The 22402-nt window shown below is 42.1% G+C and carries 20 protein-coding genes; 9 read left to right on the top strand and 11 right to left on the bottom strand.

Going from position 1 to position 22402, the window contains the following annotated elements:
• Positions 1-41 precede the first annotated feature (41 nt).
• A complete protein-coding gene (locus tag H6550_02535) occupies positions 42-560 on the bottom strand; it encodes a YARHG domain-containing protein (GenBank protein ID MCB9044996.1) in 519 nt (172 codons plus the stop codon).
• A 105-nt stretch (positions 561-665) separates the two neighbouring features.
• Complete coding sequence (locus H6550_02540; GenBank protein ID MCB9044997.1) at positions 666-1958, bottom strand: M28 family peptidase; 1293 nt, start codon at positions 1956-1958, stop codon at positions 666-668.
• Positions 1959-2174: 216 nt separating this feature from the next.
• Between H6550_02540 and H6550_02545 the strand changes: the two genes are divergently transcribed.
• A complete protein-coding gene (locus H6550_02545; protein ID MCB9044998.1) occupies positions 2175-3176 on the top strand; it encodes a hypothetical protein in 1002 nt (333 codons plus the stop codon).
• A 33-nt stretch (positions 3177-3209) separates the two neighbouring features.
• Here the strand turns inward: H6550_02545 and H6550_02550 are convergent, their stop codons facing one another.
• The 8 genes from H6550_02550 to H6550_02585 form a co-directional block, all read right to left on the bottom strand.
• Entirely contained in the window at positions 3210-4439 is a 1230-nt protein-coding gene (locus H6550_02550) for a beta-ketoacyl-[acyl-carrier-protein] synthase family protein (GenBank protein MCB9044999.1), read from the bottom strand.
• Between the two features lie 132 nt (positions 4440-4571).
• Positions 4572-6329: a T9SS type A sorting domain-containing protein gene (locus tag H6550_02555; protein MCB9045000.1), complete on the bottom strand. Its 1758-nt coding sequence runs from the start codon at positions 6327-6329 to the stop codon at positions 4572-4574.
• A gap of 117 nt (positions 6330-6446) precedes the next feature.
• Positions 6447-7199, bottom strand: coding sequence for a response regulator transcription factor (locus H6550_02560; protein ID MCB9045001.1), 753 nt, complete (start codon positions 7197-7199; stop codon positions 6447-6449).
• A 2-nt stretch (positions 7200-7201) separates the two neighbouring features.
• On the bottom strand, positions 7202-10156 hold the full coding sequence (locus tag H6550_02565) for a histidine kinase (GenBank protein ID MCB9045002.1): 2955 nt from the start codon (positions 10154-10156) through the stop codon (positions 7202-7204).
• Positions 10157-10339: 183 nt separating this feature from the next.
• Entirely contained in the window at positions 10340-11263 is a 924-nt protein-coding gene (locus H6550_02570) for an LD-carboxypeptidase (GenBank protein ID MCB9045003.1), read from the bottom strand.
• Positions 11264-11268: 5 nt separating this feature from the next.
• The gene (locus tag H6550_02575; GenBank protein MCB9045004.1) at positions 11269-11589 is read right to left on the bottom strand and encodes a Rieske (2Fe-2S) protein; all 321 of its coding nucleotides are present in this window, start codon (positions 11587-11589) and stop codon (positions 11269-11271) included.
• Positions 11586-12026, bottom strand: a complete 441-nt coding sequence (locus H6550_02580; protein MCB9045005.1) for a nucleoside deaminase — start codon at positions 12024-12026, stop codon at positions 11586-11588. The genes H6550_02575 and H6550_02580 overlap by 4 nt, the downstream gene beginning before the upstream one ends.
• 32 nt (positions 12027-12058) lie before the next feature.
• Positions 12059-12511 (bottom strand): D-tyrosyl-tRNA(Tyr) deacylase, encoded by a 453-nt coding sequence (locus tag H6550_02585; protein ID MCB9045006.1) that lies wholly within the window; start codon positions 12509-12511, stop codon positions 12059-12061.
• A gap of 43 nt (positions 12512-12554) precedes the next feature.
• Between H6550_02585 and H6550_02590 the strand changes: the two genes are divergently transcribed.
• Positions 12555-13070, top strand: coding sequence for a GNAT family N-acetyltransferase (locus H6550_02590; protein MCB9045007.1), 516 nt, complete (start codon positions 12555-12557; stop codon positions 13068-13070).
• Positions 13071-13108: 38 nt separating this feature from the next.
• Positions 13109-14464, top strand: coding sequence for a tRNA uridine-5-carboxymethylaminomethyl(34) synthesis GTPase MnmE (gene mnmE, locus H6550_02595; protein ID MCB9045008.1), 1356 nt, complete (start codon positions 13109-13111; stop codon positions 14462-14464).
• Between the two features lie 5 nt (positions 14465-14469).
• Here the strand turns inward: mnmE and H6550_02600 are convergent, their stop codons facing one another.
• Complete coding sequence (locus tag H6550_02600; GenBank protein MCB9045009.1) at positions 14470-15396, bottom strand: LysR family transcriptional regulator; 927 nt, start codon at positions 15394-15396, stop codon at positions 14470-14472.
• Positions 15397-15500: 104 nt separating this feature from the next.
• Between H6550_02600 and H6550_02605 the strand changes: the two genes are divergently transcribed.
• The 6 genes from H6550_02605 to H6550_02630 all read left to right on the top strand — a co-directional run bounded on the left by H6550_02605 (position 15501) and on the right by H6550_02630 (position 22298).
• On the top strand, positions 15501-15764 hold the full coding sequence (locus H6550_02605) for a hypothetical protein (protein MCB9045010.1): 264 nt from the start codon (positions 15501-15503) through the stop codon (positions 15762-15764).
• A 173-nt stretch (positions 15765-15937) separates the two neighbouring features.
• Positions 15938-17596, top strand: a complete 1659-nt coding sequence (locus H6550_02610) for an ATP-binding cassette domain-containing protein (protein MCB9045011.1) — start codon at positions 15938-15940, stop codon at positions 17594-17596.
• Positions 17597-17598: 2 nt separating this feature from the next.
• On the top strand, positions 17599-18906 hold the full coding sequence (locus H6550_02615) for an HlyD family efflux transporter periplasmic adaptor subunit (GenBank protein MCB9045012.1): 1308 nt from the start codon (positions 17599-17601) through the stop codon (positions 18904-18906).
• A 2-nt stretch (positions 18907-18908) separates the two neighbouring features.
• On the top strand, positions 18909-20324 hold the full coding sequence (locus tag H6550_02620) for a TolC family protein (protein MCB9045013.1): 1416 nt from the start codon (positions 18909-18911) through the stop codon (positions 20322-20324).
• A 335-nt stretch (positions 20325-20659) separates the two neighbouring features.
• Complete coding sequence (locus H6550_02625; GenBank protein ID MCB9045014.1) at positions 20660-20944, top strand: hypothetical protein; 285 nt, start codon at positions 20660-20662, stop codon at positions 20942-20944.
• A 13-nt stretch (positions 20945-20957) separates the two neighbouring features.
• Positions 20958-22298, top strand: a complete 1341-nt coding sequence (locus H6550_02630; GenBank protein ID MCB9045015.1) for a proton-conducting membrane transporter — start codon at positions 20958-20960, stop codon at positions 22296-22298.
• Positions 22299-22402 lie beyond the last annotated feature (104 nt).

Below are 22402 nucleotides of genomic sequence, written 5' to 3' on the forward strand. Positions count from 1 at the left end.
TCACAGGCAAGCATTATGGCCTGCCTGTGAGTAAAGTGATCTTATGCTGGATGGTTTTGTAGGAAGGTGATGTTGTCCCTTTCCTGTGCTGTAAGCATAGAGGTTACATCGTCGTGGGTTGGTTTGTACCACTCTTGTCTTCCGAAATGATCTTTCAGGTCCTCATCGGTAAAACGCATACCATGACGGGCATATATTTCATTCAGCATTACTGTATGTCCCCATTCAGTCAGGAATTTGGTGTCGTTCGTGGTCAACTGCCTGGTAGAAGCTTCAGGATAAAAGCCCGGAACATTACCCCAGTCCATTTCATCGTGCATTTTACGATAGTCTTCTATTTGTTGACGGGTGTAGTTATTCTCGTCAAACATATTACGTATCTTTTGCCATTCTGCATCATTAGTTTCAGCAGAGGTAGTAGCATTATTAATAGTACCGTTCATACCTTCGGTGTTCATCATTGTGTCCTCGTTGGTCACCACCGGCTCATTTTCATTATTGCAGGTACAAGATGAAATAAGCAGTAAGCCAAAGAAGGCCGTTAATATCATCTGTTTCATAATTAATGTTTTTGGTTAATACTTATGAAACAGGATATATGTCTGAGAGTTCATATTACTCCCGTTTTTTATAAATGTTTTAACGTAGTAATAGCTCAGTCAAGCTTATTCTCCGGTTAGCCTGCCTGTGAATTTGATAAGCAGATGGGCCAGGTCGTCCACCCTTTCCAGGCTGATGTCTTTGGCTACATCAAACACATCATGGTAATGGCCATTGGTACCCATGCTGTATATAAATACTGCGGGTACGCCATTTTTGCTGAAATGATAATGGTCGCTGTTGGAGGTGCGTTCTCTTTTGTTGATCTTAGTAGCATACAAACTATCCACATTCAGCTCTTGCAGCAGGGCAAATTCGGGCTCGTGGGCTACGCCATTGACAACTGTAATGCCATTGGTAGCATCGCCGGTCATGTCCAGGTTCACCAGGAATCGAATTTGTTCTAAAGGGAAAGCCGGATCAGACACATAGTATTCAGACCCAAGTAGTCCTGCTTCCTCTCCACTGAACAGAACGAAAGCTATAGAATAACGTTGCGGATGTTTGGCAAAATAGCTGGCCAGGTACAGAACCATAGAAGTACCACTTGCATTATCGCTGGCACCCGGAAAAAGTGCTGTCTTGCCCATGCGGCCAAGGTGGTCAAAGTGGGCAGTAAAGACAATGAAGCTATCTGCAACCTCGGTACCTTTTACATAGCCCATCACATTTTTGGCATTAAACTCTTTTATATACTTTGCGTCTACATCTACCAATACCTTCTTGGGTTTTGCAGGCAGCACTGTATCTTCTATATATATTATTGTACCGGGTACCTGGTTGGTATTGGCTGTCCAGGTAAGTTTTCCATGTTTGGGGACGATAAACAACCCTTCCGGTAGTTCTGTGGCAAATTTCCTGATGCCCAGCTTCAGGTGGTTGGCAGGAGTGTCGGCATTCTGTAAATAATATACACTACCGGGCTTTATCTCTTTTTTGACATTGTCCCAACTAATTGAATCACGTATTTCAGCCAGGTTTAAATACTTCATCTTCTTCGGCTTTTTAGAGTGCCAGGCATTGCTTGCTCCATTAAGTATGTAGTCAGGACCCGGGCGTAATTTTTTCCCGTTCACCTCTACCAGTACCTTGCCGGGGAAGGTGTTTACTGAGAAAGTGTAGTCCTGGAGATATGAGCCATTTTGTCGGATGGGTTGTACTCCATAACTCTTCAATTCTTTGGCAATATAGTCTGCTGCAATGGCATTACCATTCATCACATAACCCCTGCCATGAAAGCCCGGGCTTGCCAACGCATCTATTCTTTTTTTGATAAATGATTTTTCCTCTTGTGCTTTGCAAACGGGAAGAGTAAACGTATATATAAATAATATTATAACAATTTTAGGTAAATTCATATAACACAAATAATAATTTTGAATGGAATCTTTCCACCATGTAAAAAACTACTACAAGATAGGTAATCAAATGGTTAAATAATACAATCTGAGCATTATTATATAATAATCAAACACCTATTTTAAAATAATATCATGGATATTCTTCAATTTGTCAGTAAGATAATTTATTATTGTTATGTGAACGTATACGAAACGTGAACACATATATAAAACGTGAACGAAGAAAAGCTGAAGATCATATATGTTGCGCTGGATAGCCTGGATTCTAACCCATTATTCAAAGGAATGTGGAAATATGTAGTGCATACCGGAGAACGCATAGAGATAAGTTTGTATATAAGGGACATGACCCTGAAATACGTAGTTGAGACCAGGGCCGAGCTGCGTGAGCAACAGTTGCCCAAACTGCTCTCTGTCACGGGTATTAAGGAGACCATCATTATTGCGGGTAAAATATCTGCAACAGCTAAGGAGCAGCTTGTTACTAACGGAATTGCATATATAGAGAGTAATGGAAATGTGTTCATCCCAAAGAAGGATCTGTATATCTGGATAGACAGCAACAAACAACGACCTATCGCCAAAGAAAATACAGGCAGAGCTTTCACAAAAACTGGGCTGAAAGTAGTCTTCCATTTCCTGATGAACGAGGCATTTCTGGATATGTCATATCGACAGATAGCCAGGGAAACAAACACTAGTTTAGGAAATATTACAAATATAATAAATGCTTTAAAACAGCTCAATTTCCTGGAAATTACTCCCGATGGTAAGCTTAGGTTACGACAAAAAAGGCTCTTGGCAGAGCGTTGGATAGAGCAATATGAACACCGGTTGAAACCGGCAATTGAGATTGGAACCTTCAGATTTGAATCTGAGGATGACTACAGAAACTGGAAGCGTACCCAACTGGAGAATAAAAAGTCGATGTGGGGAGGTGAGCCGGGCGGTCACCTGTTGACAGGTATGCTGAAACCCACCCAACTTACTATATATAGCCTGGAAAACAGGCACGACCTGATGAAGAATTACAGACTGGTACGCGATGAAAAGGGTTATATAAAGGTATTTCGCAAGTTCTGGACCTATGATGACTACCGAACTAATGTAGCACCACCCCTGCTGGTATATGCCGACTTATTGAATAGTGGTTTACAAGGTAATATTGAGGCCGCCGAGCGAATATTTGACGACGTACTAAAAAATAGATTTTGATAATCAATTGTTTATGCTTATAATTTGACGATGTCAAATTATTTTTTCATCCCATTTACGGATGATAAGCGATGAATTGGTGCCGCCAAAACCGAAAGAGTTGGATAGGAAGATATCAATCTCCTGTTTTTGGGTTTGAGCTACGATATTGATCTTGGCAGAATGCTCATCGGGATTTTCAAAATTGATATTCGGAGCTATGAAGCTGTCACGCATCATGAGCATAGAGTAAACAATCTCGCTGGCACCGGCCATCCAGCACTCGTGCCCTGTCATAGATTTAGTTGAGCTGACCGGGGTCTTTCCGCCAAATACCTCGAATATAGCTTCTGCCTCACCGCCATCTCCCGCAGGGGTAGAAGTAGCGTGTGCATTAATATATTGTATGTCTGAAGCTGACAGACCTGCGTCTGCCAGGCACCTGCCTATAGAGCGAACCTGTCCATCTACGCTTGGATTGGAAATATGCTGCCCGTTTGATGAGAAACCATAGCCCAGAACCTCGCCGAGAATGGTAGCGCCACGTGCCTGAGCAGACTCAAGGCTTTCGAGAATTACCGTAGCCGCGCCTCCGCCGGGTACCAGGCCATCACGGTCCTTATCAAATGGACGGCTGGCTTTTGTGGGTTCATCTTCACGAATTGAAAAAGTGCCCAGCGCATCAAAGTTGGGCATGGAGTAGATATTTACTTCTTGCGCTCCTCCACATATCACCCTGTCCTGAAGGCCTTGTTTGATGAACATATAACCCAGCCCGATAGAATGCGAACCACTGGCGCATGCTGCGCTGATAGTAAAATTAACCCCGCGTAGTTTGAATATAGTAGCCAGGTTCATAGTAACTGTAGAGTTGAGTACCTGGAATACAGAGCCTGAGCCCACCATCATAGTATCTTTCTTCTCACGTATCAGGTCTATAGCTTCAATAACGGGCTGTGCGCAGCTGTCGTTGCCAAAGATGATACCTGTCTCGTGCTCCTCGAAATATTCAGTGGTCATACCCGCCTGCTCCATAGCCTCAATGGTAGACATATAGGCAAATTCGGCATGTTCGGGCATCATGATGCGGGAGCGGCGATCAAGCAGGCCTTTGAGTTGGGGACGCTCGACAAACCCGGTAAGGCCTGAGCGGTAACCCATTTCTTTTCGGGCCTGGTCAAGTATGATGCCTGACCTGCCCTCAAACAATGACTTTGCAACCTCATCACGGTTTTTGCCCAGTGATGAATATATACCTATTCCTGTTATAACTACTCTACGCATGGTACAAAGATAAAATCCTGCCCATAAAAGGAGTCAAATGTATAAGGGAAAATGTTATGATGTGCTATATGATAATAACAATAGGGGGGTAATCAAATTACCCCCCTTGTCAAACAGGTTGCCAGGCAAAATTTACTCAACCCTGATCTTGAACTTGTTCACTTTTACATCATCAACGATCGTAAGAATGTAGATACCCGGGATAACATCACCTAGATCTACATATTGCCTGTTTTGTTTTGAAACGAGTTGCGTAGGTATCCTCCTTCCTGATATGTCGGTAACCAGTATCTTTTCGTTAGGAATAATTTTGTCTGAAATGATCCCAAATACACCATGCCCGGGATTTGGGTATACAGTTATATTACGTTGTTCAAACACATTCTTTACATCCACACCTGTCACAGTAAAGCAGGATGAGGTATCAGCAATGCATGGTTGCGAGATTACAAGTTTATAGTTCCCGTTTTTGGTAGCTGTGAATGACCTGCCCGAACCAACTACGGAATTATTGCTACAATCGATCCATGTATATGTTGCTCCGGGGTAGTTGTGGTCGGCCGTATAAGTGAACATACTTTTGGATAGTCCTGTATCTGCCGGCAGGCAAAGTTTTACTACCCAGATGTCACTGTTACCCTTAGTTTGTACAATGTCACTGTCTGCCGACTGGCTTACAGAAAAGACGTACAACCCTCCTTCTCTGTTGGTGATGGCACTGTTGCCAAAATCCCCTTTGCTGCCACCCATGCTTTTGCTCCAGAGGATAGTCCCGTTGCTATCAACAGATGCCAGCCATATATCTGCCATACCATAGTTAGTAGCAATATTTCCGTCATCAGACTCGGCCTCGCCTATCAGTACAAATTCGTTGGCACCTCTTTGCAGCATGTCATCCAGGTAGTCGTATGATGTTCCGCCATATGCTTTTTGCCATAAAATATTTCCGGTACTGCTGAATTTAACGAGGTAATAGTTGCCTTTTATATCGGCATTTGAGACGCTGGTCAGGTCGCCATCGGTTGACTGTTCGCAACCCGCAGCCAATAAATTGCCACCCGGAAGTTCTTTAACACTCCAGGCATTATCATAGCTACTGCCACCCACACATTTTTGCCAAACGAGTTGTAGTGCAGTGTCCAGCCGCACTACCCACATATCGTTTGAGCCGTGGTTACCCGTAACGTCAAAATCGTTAGATTGCGCCTCCCCGGCCAAAACCAGTCCGCCATTTGCAGATACGATCACATCTGAAAATTGCTCGAATTTGGTGCCTCCGAAACTCTTTTCTTTTACTTTGTTACCATTACTATCAAGTTGTACTATCCATCCATCATACCCTCCGTGGTTGTTAGTAACATCTCCATCATTGCCCTGGTTGATACCCGCTACAACAAAATGCCCATTGTTCATCTGAACAATATCGTAGCCCTCATCGTATCCACTACTTCCGTAGACTTTCGACCAGATAACCGCACCAGAAGCGGTATCAATACATATCACCCACATATCTCTTGAACCTTTGCCCATGCCAACATCTCCGGTATTATTAGCATAACTGGACCCTACACAAACCAACCTGCCGGTCCTGTCTACTATCATATCGTTCAGGAAATCTCCTTCAGTACTGCCATAATTTTTTGTCCATATCGTGTCTCCTGCTGGGCTCAGCTTAGCCAGCCAAAGGTCCCATTTCCCATAGTTGTTATGCACGTCTTTATCGTTAGAAAAGGTTGATGATCCTAATATAACAGAACCACCACTCAACTCAACCATTGCCGACTGAACTTCCTGGTTGGAACCACCAAAATTTTTACTCCAGGTTATTGTGGGTTGCGCAAAACTGACAACAGACCAATAAAGAAGGGAAATTGTAATAATACACCGCATACATAGAGTTTTGATTATTACAAACTTATGGTGACAGTGTTTGTAAAACATTATGTGCATTACAATCGGTATGGTTGATTTATTATGTGGTAATGAAGAACTATTGTTACAGAATGGTTATTTGTTAAAATCTTCCAGCAGCTTTAGCAATGCGGCACGTTTTCGCCGGGCAACCGGTATTTCGCAACCGTCGGACATCTGTACCGAGCCACCGTCCCTATTGATATATAGTCTCAGGTGGTCAATATTAATAAGAAAAGAAGTGTGTATTCTTTCAAAGCCGAAATGAGATAACATGTCTTCAAAATCTTTCAGTGTTTTGCTCATCAACAGGGGCGTTTTGCCATTTGCAAAAACTACGCGTGTATAATTACCTTCGGCCTCGCAGTAGATGATGTCTTCCAGCGGACACAATGTAACCCCTTTTGATGTGTGCAGCGCAATGCGTTTTTTTCGCCCTTCCAGCCCTTTGTTGTTTATATAGTTTTTCAGGCTTTTTTGATATTCGTCGTCCTGCATATTAACCAGTTTGTCTACGGCTTGCTTCAATTCCTGTCCGTCTATTGGTTTCAGCAGGTAGTCCAGTGCGCTGAATTTTATAGCTTTCAATGCATACTGGCTGTATGCCGTTGTGAAGATTACCTTTGCATTACTATCTCCTATTTGTTCTAGTATGTTGAAACCCAGACCGTCTGTAAGTTGAATGTCGAGAAAGATAAGGTCAGGGTTGCTACGTTTTATTTCTTTTACAGCATTACCTACAGTGTCAGTTTCGGCAATCACCTTTATACTCGGGCAGTTCTGTAAAAGCTCCTCCCTCAAAACTGAGCGTGCCTGTGTTTCATCATCAACAATAATTGCTCTGAACATGTCTATGCAGTTTGATATGGTATTACAATGATCACTTTCGTTCCTTTGGTGTCACCTGATTTGTCGTACAGGTCAACAATTTCCAGTGTACAGTTTGTCTCTGTATTTTTTGACAGTATCTCCAGCCTGTTCTGAACAAGGATCGTAGCCATAGAATTATGCTCACGATTCCTGTTGTTGATCTCCGCAGCACGACGGCCTATACCGTTGTCTGTTACTGTACAATGCAACATATTGTCTTCTTTCCTGAAAGATATAGAAACATGGCCCTTGCCTTGGCGGGGAGCAATGCCGTGTATAATGGCGTTTTCTACGAACGGTTGCAGCAACATGGATGGTATGAGCGCTTCTGTTATGAGTATTTGTTTGTCAATTTCTATGTCAAAAGTGAATCTGTCTTGAAAACGTATTTGTGTTAGCTCAAGATATAAACGAAGCATCTGCACTTCTGTATCTATGTTTATCAAAGACTCTTCGTTTTCCAGGATAAACCTAAGCAGCTTGGAGAATTTACTGATGTACACATTTCCTTCAGCAGCTTTGTTTTCTATATAGTAGCCTTTAATAGTATTTAGTGCATTGAAAACAAAGTGCGGATTCATTTGCAGTCGCATCGCTTTCTGCTCCAGTTCTTTTAAGTCACGCTCCATTTCTGCTTTTTCCTTCTCGACAGTGATCCTTTGTTTTTCCAATTCAAAATGCCGGTGCAGGAATCTAACACGCACTATCCATACAATACTTATTATACCTATCGCAATGAATATTACCAATAGATAAAATATCCTTGTCTCCCAAAACGGTGCTCCTACCTTAAACTGCACATGTTTTGTTTCGTCGCTTTCTACGCCCGAAGAGGTGACGGCTTTTACACTAAATCTGTAATTGCCGGGTGGTAACGAAAGGTAATGTACTTCAGTTGTTGTTGTGGTTTGCCAGTAGTCGTCTATCCCTTCCATCTTGTAGAGGTATTTTATGGCATTGGGATCTTTGAATGATACTGACTTAAACCTTATAGCGACATTGTTCTTTGAATATGGCACAGTAACCTTCCCTGTAGCAGTAAGATCTTCCCCGTCAATATCAAATCCGGTAATTGATATCAATGGTTTGGGTATTCCCTGCTGGTCGGTGTCTTTTCTAAAACGGATCAGCCCGGCATCAGTTGCCAGGAAGACATATTTCCCCAGTGTTTCAATACCGTTAACAGCAATATTACCCAGGCCTGATAACAGTTGATATCGTTCAGCCTGCCAACGACCGTCAATTTTTTTCAGACGATCCAACCCTGCCAATGTTCCTACCCATATTACTGTATCATTTTCAGGGTGAATAGAGGTAACATGTAGAGCAGACAGGGCTCCTTTATTGAAAATTGTGGCGGAGAGATTTTTGTCAAGAAAGATTATTCCGTTGTATTTGGTTCCTATTAGCAATGTATTGCCGATACTGTTGATGGCGGTAATGTTATCCTTAAGTTGAGTATACCGTTCACCGAGATATTGCACACCGGTATCTGTTGCAATGTACAGGCCATTTACTGTCCCGATTAATATGCTGTCTCCTATTGGGAAAATAATATTCGTAGCAGCTCGGATCATTACTTCGGCGTATTTATTGTAATTAAGAGAGCCGCTATAATAGTGTGGAGAAAGCATGTTGTTGATGCCTGTTTCTCTAACCCTCCAGCATACAGAAAGCCCGATCCAATAGTTACCATGCACGTCTCGGGCAATATCATTGCCCCAATATGGAATATATTGTTTGCTATTTCCCTTCAGCTTCAGCAAGCAGGACTTACCTGCGATATAGGTTGTTCCGTCTTTATTATGATGGATCGCCATAACATCTCCCAGCCTGTCGTCCGGCGCAAGTTTATTGATCGTTACATTATTGCCATCTAAAATTATATAGTGATTACGTTTACCGCCAGCCCATATTTTGCCGTTTGCATCCTTCTCAATACATATCACTTTGGTTGCAGATAATTTGTCGCTATAGCTTACAATATCCTGCGAGGGAGTAAAGTATACTCCCCCCTCCAGTGTAGCAAACCACATACTGCCCTCCCTGTCATTAAATGAACTGGTGACAGTTAAGCCACGGAGGTAAGGAGTATAATTGTGCTTCCTGATGTCTTCTATGTGCTCGTATATAAGCACACCATTTTGTGTGCCTATACATATTTTTTCACCATTAGCTGTATCTACACTGGTTATCATAAAGAACTGCTCGTCTATCCTGGCCAGCCTTTCAACTTTGTTGGTCTCTGTCTTGTATTCGTACAAATCCCTGTCAACACTAAAGATTATCCCTTCACGTGTTTTGGCAGTTCGGCAAATATATCTCTGTGGTATAGAGATGGCACATCGCAGTCGGTAAGACCGCAAGTCATTACTGATAGTGTATATGCCTTCAGATGCAAGAAGGTACAATTGCTTTTTTTCAAACCACGTGAAATAGATTCTTCCTACCTCTCCCGGTAATTTGTAGGGTTGTTTTGTTTTGTTTATGGCAGCCAGGCGGTCTCTTACTGATCCGAGGTAGATAATTCCATCGTCGCTTTCGGTAAATGAATAATAAAAGGATCGCATCGCTGCCCCACGCAGATGACTGTCATTTTTTTCTGTATAAAATGTATTATTTATATAATAACAGGGCTGTCCGTTCATGGTAAGGAACCACAGCCTGCCCTTGCTGTCTTCATGTATCTGCAAAACTTCATTGTCAGCCAGCCCATCTTCATTAGTGTATGTAATAAAGTTTGTGCCATCATATTTTGATACACCGGAATTGGTTGCCAGCCATATGTATCCGTTCCTGTCTTGTGTTATGTAATATACATTGGATGTTGGTAAGCCATTACCTGACGAATAGTTCTTATAAAATGGCTTTTGTGCATATAGGGCTGCCAGGCCCGTAAGGCAGGAAAGTATTGTTACAAGGAACCTGCATAACATTGACTAAGAATATGTTTCAGCTAAATTAATAAACCATATGATTATGCGAATAACCAGGGGCTACCATTTAATAAGCCAATGATGCCGTTTGTCGGGAACCCTAGATGTTATTTCCCGCATGGTATTAATTCCATGTTGCCTTTTGCTAATATGCTGTGTTATTTCATGGAGGTATAACGGTTGTTATGCCTCAATATGTTTCACCAACTCGACATGCCCGCCCTGCGGGGTGACATTCATTTTATACAACATGCCCAACGTTAAGGTGTGGTTCTCCTCCATATGTCCGGTGGGAAAGTGGAAGCAAACAGGATAATCGTATTCAGCTACCTTATCGTGAATAATTTCTTCCAGTGTCTGCCCGAACGGTCTTTCCGTGTCTTCCATTTCGGTAAAGCCTCCTACCACCAGTCCTTTCAGCTTATCCAGTTTACCCGCACGCTTCAGCGTCAGCATCATGCGGTCTACCTTATACAGGTGTTCGCCTATATCTTCAATGAACAATATCTTATTGTCTGTATTGACATCGGATGCAGAACCTACCAGGTGTGCTAAAATGGCCAGGTTGCCACCGGTAAGTATTCCTTCAGTTTTGCCCATACGATTCAAATCGAAAGGATCAGTATGATAGTGTTGCGACTCGCCGATGAGTGAAGCGAGGAATCTTTTGATATGCCCTGAATTAACAGTCTTGGGATTGAAGGCCCCGCACATAGGGCTATGCATAGTGGGTATCTGCAGGTTGTGGTGAATGTGGCTGTGCAATACGGTAATATCGCTGAACCCGCATATCCACTTTGGGTTGAGTTTGAATTTGGTCCAGTCCAGCCTGTCTATAATGCGACTGAGACCATAGCCGCCCCTGCCCATAAGTATGGCATTAATGTCCGGGTTGTCCAGCATTGCCTGCAGGTCGGCGGCCCTTTCATTGTCTGTGCCTGAAAAGTAGTGGTGTTCATTGCCAACAGTTTTGCCTATTCTCACTTCAAACCCCCACAGTTTTAATGTTTCTGCTGCAAAATGTACCCTGTCTTCTGATACATAGCCCGAAGGGCAGGTAATACCCACTACAGAGCCTCTTCTTAAATATGAAGGTGTGTTGATCAGATCGTTTACCATAGTCCTATATATATTGCACCGTTCCTTATTTCAACGGGGTAAGTTTTTAATTTATATCCTTCGCCACTGGTGTTGCGCCCGTTTGCCGGGTCAAACCGGTATTTATGCAGGGGGCAAACTATCCTCCCCTGTGCATCCACCCAGCCCTCGCAAAGCCGTGCGCCGGCGTGCGGGCAGGTAGCGGCAAATGCATAAATATCATCGCCTTTTCGCAGCAACCCTACCGCCTTAGTATCAACAGATATTTCTATTGGTTTGTTGTCCTCAAGGTTTGATAATGAGACAGTTTTAACAATTTGCCAGTTATAGATCATCTGCGTGCCGCAAAAAAATTTTTCATCAGTTCAATACATTCATCTGCCATTACCCCGAACACTATCTCTGTTTTGGGATGGAAGGGGTTATTATCACCTGCTACACGATGATAACCATTTTTTTCGTCACTACCACCATATACCACACGGCCAATTTTAGACCAATACAGCGCACCGCTGCACATCAGGCAGGGTTCGATGGTAACATATAATGTAGCTTCGGGCAGGTATTTGCTACCCACCTGGTTGAAGGCTGCAGTAAGAGCTATCATCTCGGCATGGGCGGTACTGTCATTCAACTGTTCGGTCTGGTTGTGCCCGCGTGCAATTATCTTATTATCCCATGTCACAACTGCACCTATGGGTATCTCTCCTGCGTCATAGGCAAGCTTTGCCTGGCGCAAGGCCTCTTTCATAAAGTAATTATCGTCGAACATTGTTACGATGCTGGATATTTGATATTAGTTGTTTATTCTTTGTTTTTTGTGTCCATGACTATAGTTACCGGGCCGTCATTCACCAGCGCAACTTTCATATCAGCACCAAATTCGCCGGTAGCCACAAGTTTGCCCGTGAGTATATGCAGTTGTTGCACAAAATACTCATACATAGGTACAGCTACATCAGGACGAGCGGCTTTGATGAATGAGGGGCGGTTGCCTTTTTTGTAGGATGCATGTAGCGTAAACTGGCTGACGACCAATACTTCGCCATCCGCCTCTGCTATGTCTTTATTCATAAGTCCCGCATCGTCAGAGAATACTCTTAACCCTGTTATTTTTTTTGCCAGCCAGTCTGCATCTTCTTTGGTGTCTTCCGTTTCTATACCCAGCAATATCATAAAGCCGGGGCCAATGGCTGACTTCAGATCGCCATGTATTGTGACACTTGCGGTAGAAACTCTTTGTATTACTGCACGCATACTGCAAAAGTGCGAATGATTTTGGATATTGCATATTATATTGATGAAAACTGTGATCGAAACGGAAAGACTGATACTACGCGAGTTCGATTTGTCGGACGCGCAGGATTTTTATGAACCGAACCTTGACGAGGAAGTGATGAGGTATACCGCTGACCGTGTATTTGCTTCAGTAGAAGAGTCAGCGGATTTAATACGTAACTATGACCAGTATGCTAAGTATGGTTACGGCAGGTGGACGGTTGTATTGAAAGAAACGGATGAGGTACTGGGCTGGTGCGGTTTAAAGTATATTGATTCAGTGCAGGAAACGGACCTTGGTTACCGTTTAAAATGCAAGTTTTGGAATAAGGGTTATGGAACAGAAGCTGCTGCGGCTTGTTTACAATATGGTTTTGAACAGTTGGGCCTCAACCGGGTAGTAGGCCGGACGATGAAAGACAACGCCACGTCTATACGTTTGCTGGAAAAGATCGGGATGAGATTCTTGAAAGAATATGATTTTGAAGAACACCCGGGTGTGTATTACAGGATATTGAAAGAAGATTTTAAAAACTAACCTGCTTCCTCTTTTTACTTTTTACTTTTGACTTAAGAATGTACAACATAAACGAGACCATAGTGGCAATAGCTACTCCGCCTGGAGAAGGTGCGATAGGCATCATACGCCTGAGCGGTGATAAAGCTTTTGCAATAACTAAAGATATTTTTGCAGGGAAGGACTTAACAAAGCAGGCATCACATACCATACATTTTGGTAAAATAATGGATGGTGACGAGATAATAGATGAAGTAGTGGTTTCGCTATACAAAGGGCCTAAGAGCTATACCGGCGAGGATGTGGTAGAGATAAGCTGCCACGGCTCGCAGTATGTATTGGAACGAGTGCTGGACCTGTGTCTTCGTAATGGCGCGCACCTGGCCAAGGCGGGAGAGTTTACGCAACGTGCCTTCCTGAATAATAAAATGGACCTTGCACAGGCAGAAGCTGTTGCCGACCTGATAGCCAGCCAGAGCAGTGCCGCACACAAAGCGGCGATACATAACCTGCGTGGTGGTTTCAGTAGCGAGTTGCAGGACCTGCGCGAGCAGCTGATACAGTTCAGCGCTTTGCTGGAATTGGAATTGGATTTCAGTGAAGAGGATGTAGAGTTTGCAGACAGGACAAGATTTTACGACCTGATAGCCGCACTGGACGATACGACACACAGATTGATACAGTCCTTCAGCCTGGGTAATGTGATAAAGAAAGGTGTGAGCGTGGCGATAATAGGTAAACCCAATGCGGGGAAAAGTACACTGCTAAACGCGCTACTGAATGAAGAACGTGCTATCGTGAGCGATATTGCCGGTACCACGCGCGATAGTATCGAGGAGGTATTGAACATTAATGGCATATTGTTCAGATTGATAGACACAGCAGGTATACGAGAACACACCAGTGATATTGTGGAGACCATGGGGGTGCAGCGCAGTCGCGATATCATGAAACGTGCAGATGTAGTAGTGTACCTGTTTGATGTGAACGAAGAACAGCCGGAAGAGCTGCAGCAGCAGGTAACGGTATTTGAACAGGAAGGTATGAAGTACCTGTTGGTTGGTAATAAATCAGATCTGGCAGGTAAACAGAAATTCGGGAATGATGTACTATACATATCCGCTAAACAAAAAGAGAACATACAATCGCTGCGTCAGTCGTTGTACGACCATGTGATAGATGGAAGAGTATATACGGAAGGCACCATTGTTACCAATGCACGCCATCATACGGCATTGCAGGAAGTACTCAAGTCGCTGCACGATATAAAAGCCGGACTGGATAACCATATCAGTGGTGACCTTGTAGCGCTGGATGTGCGCCGCTGCCTGCACTATCTTGGTGAGATAACCGGGCAGGTAACTACCGAGGATAAGCTTGATTATATATTCAGCAAGTTTTGTATCGGAAAGTGATCTTCTTATTTGTATTCCTCGTACCATCTGAAATGTTCATGAACAATACCCTCCTTCTTCTCTTTTATGTAGTTCAATAATGCCTCTGCAACATTTGTATGCTCTTTACCTTTTAGCCATATAAGTGACCATGTTGTTTCAATAGGCAACCCCTTTACGGGTATTATCGTTAACTGTTTATTGTACAACTCATTCCTGATGCCTATTAATGGCATTACCGAGTATCCCAGGCCTGCAATTACAGCCTGTTTTACAGCCTCATTAGAAGTCAGCTCCATTTTTTTTAGGATATTGATGTTCTGAGACTTGAAAAACCGGGACATTGCTTCACGTGTGCCTGATCCTTTTTCGCGAAATATCAGTGGTAGCTCTTTCAACAATTCGGCACGGTATCCCTTTTTCTTTAAGTGGTTATTCGAATTGCCTACCAGGTATAATTTATTGGTAATAAGATCAACTTTTTCAACTTTAAGATTAGTGGGCAATATTGAGACTAGGGCAAAATCAACTTCATTCTTTTCCAGGCTTTCAATCACCCGGCTTTTGTTGGTTACGTCCAATAGTAGATCAACACCGGTACTTAATTTCATGAAATCAGTTAAAAAGTACGGCATTACATATTTACCGGTCGAAACAATTGATACCTTAAGTTTACCTATCAACTGACCTTTGTAAGCATGCATCTTATAGTTAATATCGTATACCTGTTCCAGGATCTTTTCTGCTGCCTGTGCTATTTCATATCCAAAATCAGTTATGTATATATTCCTTCCTATACTCTCGGTTAATGGTATGTCAAATTGATCCTGAAACTTTTTTAATTGTATAGATACTGCAGGCTGCGTCAAGTGCAGTTGTTCGGCAGCCTTTGTAACGCTTTGCGTCTGCGTAATTTTTAAAAATATCTGTAGTTGATTAAGAGTGTAATTCATAATCTTTATTTATGCTTTTCATTATAAATATAAATAAAATTAAATGAATATACTGCAGCACCTTTGCACCGTATTAAAACAATCGAGCCAAAAATCTGAAGGAAATGGAAGTGACACTATTAAGCGGTAAATATCCAACCGAAGACGTAAAGGAAATACTGGAGAAGCTAATTGAAATGAAAAAAGCGCTTATTAGTAAAGTAGAGCCTGCAGATCAGGCTGTAAATGTTATGCAACACAATAATATTGATTCGCTGGAAGTTGAACTTAGTAAAATTAATAGATTGCCAAACGTTGAGGAATTCAACTGCCTGGGGGTCAACACCAAAATAGTGTTCGAATTCTGTCCCTGTTATTCGAACGCATAATTACCTATGCACCGCATATTTATTACAGAATTGAAAATATCCTAACGTGTCATTTTGATTCCCCTAAAGCAGTTTCCGGGTTTCTACGGATATTCTACTGCGTTTTGTGAACTTTTTCCCTGTGAAAGTGTTTAATTTGATTCAACAAAATAGACGTATTAATTAAATAATGAATGAGTAGCAAAAGACCCGTCAATAGAATACTGGAAATTCTAAAGTTTGAGCGAAAGGAGATATCAGCCATATATTTTTATGCCATATTAGCTGGATTGGTACAGCTAACCCTGCCGCTTGGTATTCAATCCATTATTAGCTTTGTGTTAGGAGGTTCAATATCAACCTCTCTGGTACTTCTTATTACACTTGTAGTTTTCGGTGTTTTCGTCAATGGCCTGTTACAGGTAAACCAAATGAAAATTATTGAAAAAATTCAGCAACAACTTTTTGTACGCTACTCATTCCTATATGCATATAATCTACAGAAAATAGATCTGAAAGGCATCAGCGATTACTATTTGCCCGAATTGGTAAATAGATTTTTTGACGTGATCTCCTTACAAAAGGGAATTTCAAAATTATTGTTAGACATTCCAACCGCAACGATTCAGATAGTGTTTGGGCTTATACTCTTGTCCTTTTACCATCCGGCTTTCATTTTATTTGGCCTCCTGTTGGTTTTTATCCTTTATATCATATTACAGTATACAGGCAATAGAGGCCTGGAAACAAGTATAAAGGAGAGTACTCATAAATACCGCGTAGCTGCGCATCTTGAAGAAATAGCAAGGATGTCGCGGTCTTACAAGTTTATAGATAATTCATTTGCACTGAAGAAAGCGGATATCCACGTAAGTAATTACCTGGAGGCACGAACATCACACTTCAAAATACTTCTTATTCAGTATTGGTCTTTAATAGGGTTCAAATTGTTGATCACAGCTGCAATGCTAATAGTTGGTGCCGTGTTACTTGTAAATCAACAATTAAACATCGGTCAGTTTATTGCAGCTGAAATTGTCATAATCCTGGTTATTAACTCCGTAGAAAAGTTGATCGTCAATCTCGACAAAGTTTATGATGTGTTGACATCTCTGGAAAAGATAAATGTAGTACTGGAGAAACCGCTTGAAGGAACAGGTAGTCTTAAATATTCGCCCGGCAATTCCGGAATTGAGATCAAAGCGAATAGTGTATCTTTTACCTACGGCGAAAGGGATGTGTTGGAAGATATCAACCTGGAAATATGTTCAGGGGAAAAGATATTTGTGGAAGGTATGCCGGGCTCAGGCAAAAGCTCGTTGCTGTATATATTAAGTGGTATTTATCAACCAACTTCAGGGGAGGTAACCTTTGATAATGTGCCGTTGAACAATTACCTGGTTGAAGATATAAGAAAGCGCATTTCGGTATTGTTCTCTGAGTCGGGAGTTATCAGCGGATCAATTATGAATAATATCATGATGGGTAGGGACATCTCTTACGATAAAGTAGACAAAGTAGCACGGATTACCGGTTTAAGAGAGTTTGTTGCGGAAATAAAAGATGGCTATGATAGGATCATACAGCCGTCTGCCTGCCATTTGCCAGACGACATCATACAAAAAATATTACTTACCAGGGCGCTGTTGACCGAACCGAAATTGTTGCTGATGGATACTCCTTTCAAAGGCTTATCAGCAGAAAGAGTTGTCAGTGTGCTTGAGTATATAAATACCCATATGAAAGATACGACTGTTGTTATCGCGGATACTTCGTGCATAAACAAAGAGTATTTCAACAAAGTCATTGGATTGAGTAATGGGAAAATATTGAATTCTGACAATAGATCGTAAACATGAAAGAAGTAAAAAAAATTGTCGGTAGCATAACGAAAGAGAATGAGATTCGGTCATTCTCAACGGTATATAGAGTAGATAAAGTAAGCAAGATAAGACGATGGGTTGCTGGCATATTTGTCACGTTAGCTATAATAATATTTTTGCCCTGGACGCAGAATATCAGGGCACGTGGCTCTGTAACAACATTACGCCAGGAAGACAGGCCGCAGGAACTTAACTCAATAATACCCGGTAAAATTGTAAAATGGTATGTCAAGGAAGGAGATTTTGTTAATGCAGGCGACACAATTGTACAGCTGGCAGAAATAAAAGATGAATACCTGGACCCGCAATTAACCCAAAGAATATCAGAGCAGATTGTTGCAAAAAAGTCATCAATAAGGGCGTATAACGATAAGATAGCTGCTACAAGAGCACAGATAACAGCTTTGGAAAAAGCGCTGGAATTCAAACTACAGCAACTGAAAATGAAAGTGACAAGCGATAGCATTGAGGCTGTTGCTGCAACTAATGCCTTAAAAATTGCGGATGAGCAATATAAGCGACAGTTAGTGATGAGAGACAGCGGTCTGGTGTCAAAGGTTCAGTTAGAACAGAGAAACCAAAAATATCAGGATGCATTGGCTAAAGCAACGGGCACAGAAATTAAGTATTCAAATTCGTTGATCGAGCTGAGCCAAATACGCCAGGAATACGCTGAGAAAATAATGAAAGCCCGAAGTGAAATAGCAGCAACAGAAAGTTATGTAGCTGTGTCGGAAGGTGAATTATCCAAGTTGAATAATCAATATACTAATTATACTATTCGCGCCGGGCAATATTATCTCAAAGCCCCGCAGGATGGACAGGTGGTTAAAGCTACGAAAGCTGGGTTAAATGAAATTGTTAAAGACGGGGAAAAACTTGTGCAGATAGTGCCCGGGAAAGTGCAACATGCAGTAGAAATATTCGTTCGCCCGGTAGATCTGCCACTACTTTCAGTTGGAACAGAGGTTAGGTTTTTGTTTGATGGATTTCCTGCAATTGTATTTAGTGGATGGCCTAATACATCCTACGGAACATTTACCGGCGAAGTAGCTGCCATTGAAAGTTCTGTTAGTAGTAACGGAAAATTCAGGGTACTGGTTAAAGAAGAAAAACAAAAAAAGCCATGGCCACCAGGACTTACTATTGGTGCAGGTGCATCTGCAATAATATTATTGAACGACGTACCAATATGGTATGAGCTATGGCGTAATATTAACGGCTTCCCTCCTGACTACTACAGACCAGATATGGATAACGATATAAAGACCAAAAAGTAAAAATGCATTTGAGGAGATTGATACTATTTATTTTATTAAGCCTGAATTCCGGCACGGTATTCGGTCTGGATTCGCTGTTTTACTTATCCAAAGACGAAGTAATAAGTATTGTAAAAAAATTCCACCCCGTTGTAAAACAGGCCGATGTCAGAATTGACAGGATGGGTTTTGAAGTGACCTCTGCCAGAGGTGCGTTCGACCCACGTATTTCAGCGGTTTCCAGGCAAAAGACACTCGACGGCAAGCAGTACTACAATTATCTCAATCCTGAACTAAAGATACCTACATGGTATGGTATAGATATACAGGCTGGAATGGAGGAAACATATGGCAGCAACGTTAACCCCGAGTCAACATTTGGGAAAAGCAGTTATGCCGGAGTGAACATGTCTATACTGAACGGATTGCTTTTTGATGAACGTAGAGCCACTTTGAGAAAAGCAATCGCATACAGGAGTATGAGCGAGGTGGAGAAAATGTTGGTAGAAAACAATACGGTATTGGATGCCGTAACCAAATATTGGGAATGGGTGAATGCGTACTACACTTACACGCTCTATTCACGTGTTATAGAAGTAAATAAAAACAGGTTAAAATTTATCAGGTTAGAATATGAACAGGGTAATCGGGCAGCGATAGATACGGTTGAGGCCATTACCCAACTGCAAACTTATCTATTGGCAGAAAATGAAGCCTGGGTGAAATTTTTAAATACAGGTATTGAATTGTCAACTTTTCTGTGGATGGACAGCAACACGCCATTTGAATGGCATGATAATATCCTGCCTGATACAATGGAATTGCACCGCAGGGTCGCTCCTGAAAATATTCCGGCGTTAGAACTATTAATTTCTAAAGCATATGCCAATCACCCTAAGCTGAACTTATTTGAATATAAGTTTCAGGCATTGCAGATCGAAAAGAAATTAAAACAACAGGAATTTTTACCAACAGTTAACGTAAAGGCAAACCTGTTAAACAAGGGGTACAAAACACCCGAAAACCTCTCAATGGCCTTTCTTGAAAATAACTATGCTGCCGGCGTTGAGTTGAAAATGCCGCTCCTTTTCAGAAAGTCTTACGGCGGATACAAGGCAACTACATTGAAGATCAGGGAAACCGAATTAGAACAGTCATACACTCAGATTCAAATAGAAAATAAGATAAAGGCATACTATACAGAGGTGACCAATTTGTATAAACAAATTGCCCTGTATGAAGATGCCTATCAAAATTTTCATAGAATGTATTATGCCGAAATGACCAGGTATGATATTGGTGAAAGTAATCTCTTCCTGATCAACTCAAGGGAGAACAAACTATTACAAACAAATCAGAAACTCATTGAGTTAAAGGCAAAATGGCATATCAAATACATTAGTTTACTGTGGGCGGTCGGCGTAATTAATTACTCCTGATCAACTATTGCCAGGCGCAATTCCAACTACTATTATAGTTCACAAGTTTCTGTTCTGTTATCGCAGGAGAAGGAATATCTGTTGCCACAGCCATACACGTTTATTTCCGGCTGGGGATCTCATTGAAGTACAGGCATATAATCTTGTTTATCATGCTCCGGTATGCCTTCCTGGTTGTCTTTTCATTCCATCTCTTGTCTCAGGTTGTTGCAACGATAGTTTGCACATAAGTACTTTGCCGGAAAATAATACATAACTGATGGTTATGAATTTCATTAATAGTATAAATAAATATTAATGAATTAATTACCTCAACTTTGTCCAAAATTAATGATATGGACAACATAACAGAACATTTCACTTTGATTGACGGTCATTTTGATCCGTCTGGTGCCAAAGAGGTTTTGGTAGCTCTTGTTACTGAAAAAATAAACTATCACAACAGGAAAAACTTCAGCCATGAAGAAAGGTTCGGAGTTCCGGATCAGCATTCACTCGCAAGAATTGAACAATTAAAAGAAGCGAGAAGACAGCTGGTAGACTATTTAGGCCGTTTGGACAAATCGCAGGAATTAGAGGTTACATCACAAATTTTCGTCACTGTAAAACAGACAGCATAAAATATTCAGAAATATGGAATACACACTAACGAGTAGCAACTTATTTTATCTCGACAGTTTGGGGTTGGTAATGATCGGGCTGGTGACTTTCGTGTCCTTATGTATAGGCTCTTTCGCAATTCGTTACATGAACGGCGACAGAAGGCGAAAAGCGTTTTTCTCCAATTTGCCGGCACTTGTACTAACCGTGGTTATTATGGTTAGCACAGATCATATTCTCTTACTGCTGGCCTCCTGGGGACTAAGCAACTTTTTGTTGACAAGACTGATGCTGCACAAAAAAGACTGGGAGGCTGCAAGGCAGTCATCTCTTCTGGCAACCAGGAACTTTGCGATCGGATTTTTACTGCTGGGTGCTGCGTTAATGATCATGTATAGCAATACAGGGGAAACTTCGATACGGGGTATTATTGCGACATCTTTTGAGTCAGGCTGGATGATACTAAGCAGTCTGCTGCTGCTACTTGCTGCCATGACACAATCTGCTTTGTGGCCTTTTCACCGTTGGCTTACCAGTTCTTTAAATTCACCGACACCGGTATCCGCGATCATGCATGCAGGGTTGGTTAATGGAGGAGGCTTCTTGCTGGCTCGTTTTGCTCCTGTATTGATACGTCAACCGGAGGTGCTGAGCATAATGTTCACTGCGGGAATAGTAACTGCCTTGGTGGGAACACTATGGAAATTGATGCAGAGTGATATAAAGCGTATGCTTGCAAGCTCTACTATGGGGCAAATGGGTTTTATGATCGCCCAGTGTGGCCTGGGTTTGTTCCCGGCTGCGGTAGCACACTTGTGCTGGCACGGTCTGTTCAAAGCTTACCTCTTCCTGTCTTCCGGTTCTGCAGCCAAAGAAAAACGTCTAGACCTGGACTACCCCCCGTCATTCAGGCACTTTTCTATGGCACTGGTATGCGGGGTACTTGCCGCATATATGTTCTCACTCACCAGTGGGAAACAAATAACAACCACAGACACGACATTATTCCTGGTCTTCCTTGCCATGATCGCGGGGGCGCAGTTTGCTCTGCCAATTATTAGGGGCAACGCAAAAACAAGGTTGCCTTTAGCCATAGTTGCCGGTATAGTGATGGGGGCATGTTATGGGTTCAGCGTGCATATGATCGAGCAGGCACTCGAACCGCTTGCAATATCAATGCCGCAGCAACTCAATGCGATACACTTAATTGCTGCTGCATTACTCACAATATCCTGGCTGGCCATGCTGTTTGCAAGGCCAGCCAGGCAAAAACAATACCCGCAATGGTTGCTGAGAGGTTATGTGCAAATGCTCAATGCAAGTCAGCCACATCCTAAAACTATTACAGCTCACCGCAATAAATATCAATATTAAAAGAGGTCAATATGAACGCAATAGTAAAAACAGGATCAATGGAACAAACAACCAGGATTGTATCTGGTAACGACAGCAGGTCGGTGGATACGGCAATCTCAAAC

Source organism: Chitinophagales bacterium (assembly GCA_020636495.1).
GTDB lineage: Bacteria > Bacteroidota > Bacteroidia > Chitinophagales > Chitinophagaceae > UBA5543.

Coding starts and splice junctions, on each gene's coding strand:
- H6550_02540 (MCB9044997.1), bottom strand. CDS start 1,958: ATGAATTTACCTAAAATTGTTATAATATTATTTATATATACGTTTACT.
- H6550_02580 (MCB9045005.1), bottom strand. CDS start 12,026: ATGTTCGACGATAATTACTTTATGAAAGAGGCCTTGCGCCAGGCAAAG.
- H6550_02625 (MCB9045014.1), top strand. CDS start 20,660: ATGGACAACATAACAGAACATTTCACTTTGATTGACGGTCATTTTGAT.
- H6550_02560 (MCB9045001.1), bottom strand. CDS start 7,199: ATGTTCAGAGCAATTATTGTTGATGATGAAACACAGGCACGCTCAGTT.
- H6550_02605 (MCB9045010.1), top strand. CDS start 15,501: ATGGAAGTGACACTATTAAGCGGTAAATATCCAACCGAAGACGTAAAG.
- H6550_02620 (MCB9045013.1), top strand. CDS start 18,909: ATGCATTTGAGGAGATTGATACTATTTATTTTATTAAGCCTGAATTCC.
- H6550_02535 (MCB9044996.1), bottom strand. CDS start 560: ATGAAACAGATGATATTAACGGCCTTCTTTGGCTTACTGCTTATTTCA.
- mnmE (MCB9045008.1), top strand. CDS start 13,109: ATGTACAACATAAACGAGACCATAGTGGCAATAGCTACTCCGCCTGGA.
- H6550_02575 (MCB9045004.1), bottom strand. CDS start 11,589: ATGATCTATAACTGGCAAATTGTTAAAACTGTCTCATTATCAAACCTT.
- H6550_02555 (MCB9045000.1), bottom strand. CDS start 6,329: ATGCGGTGTATTATTACAATTTCCCTTCTTTATTGGTCTGTTGTCAGT.
- H6550_02585 (MCB9045006.1), bottom strand. CDS start 12,511: ATGCGTGCAGTAATACAAAGAGTTTCTACCGCAAGTGTCACAATACAT.
- H6550_02550 (MCB9044999.1), bottom strand. CDS start 4,439: ATGCGTAGAGTAGTTATAACAGGAATAGGTATATATTCATCACTGGGC.
- H6550_02610 (MCB9045011.1), top strand. CDS start 15,938: ATGAGTAGCAAAAGACCCGTCAATAGAATACTGGAAATTCTAAAGTTT.
- H6550_02630 (MCB9045015.1), top strand. CDS start 20,958: ATGGAATACACACTAACGAGTAGCAACTTATTTTATCTCGACAGTTTG.
- H6550_02615 (MCB9045012.1), top strand. CDS start 17,599: ATGAAAGAAGTAAAAAAAATTGTCGGTAGCATAACGAAAGAGAATGAG.
- H6550_02565 (MCB9045002.1), bottom strand. CDS start 10,156: ATGTTATGCAGGTTCCTTGTAACAATACTTTCCTGCCTTACGGGCCTG.
- H6550_02600 (MCB9045009.1), bottom strand. CDS start 15,396: ATGAATTACACTCTTAATCAACTACAGATATTTTTAAAAATTACGCAG.
- H6550_02590 (MCB9045007.1), top strand. CDS start 12,555: ATGAAAACTGTGATCGAAACGGAAAGACTGATACTACGCGAGTTCGAT.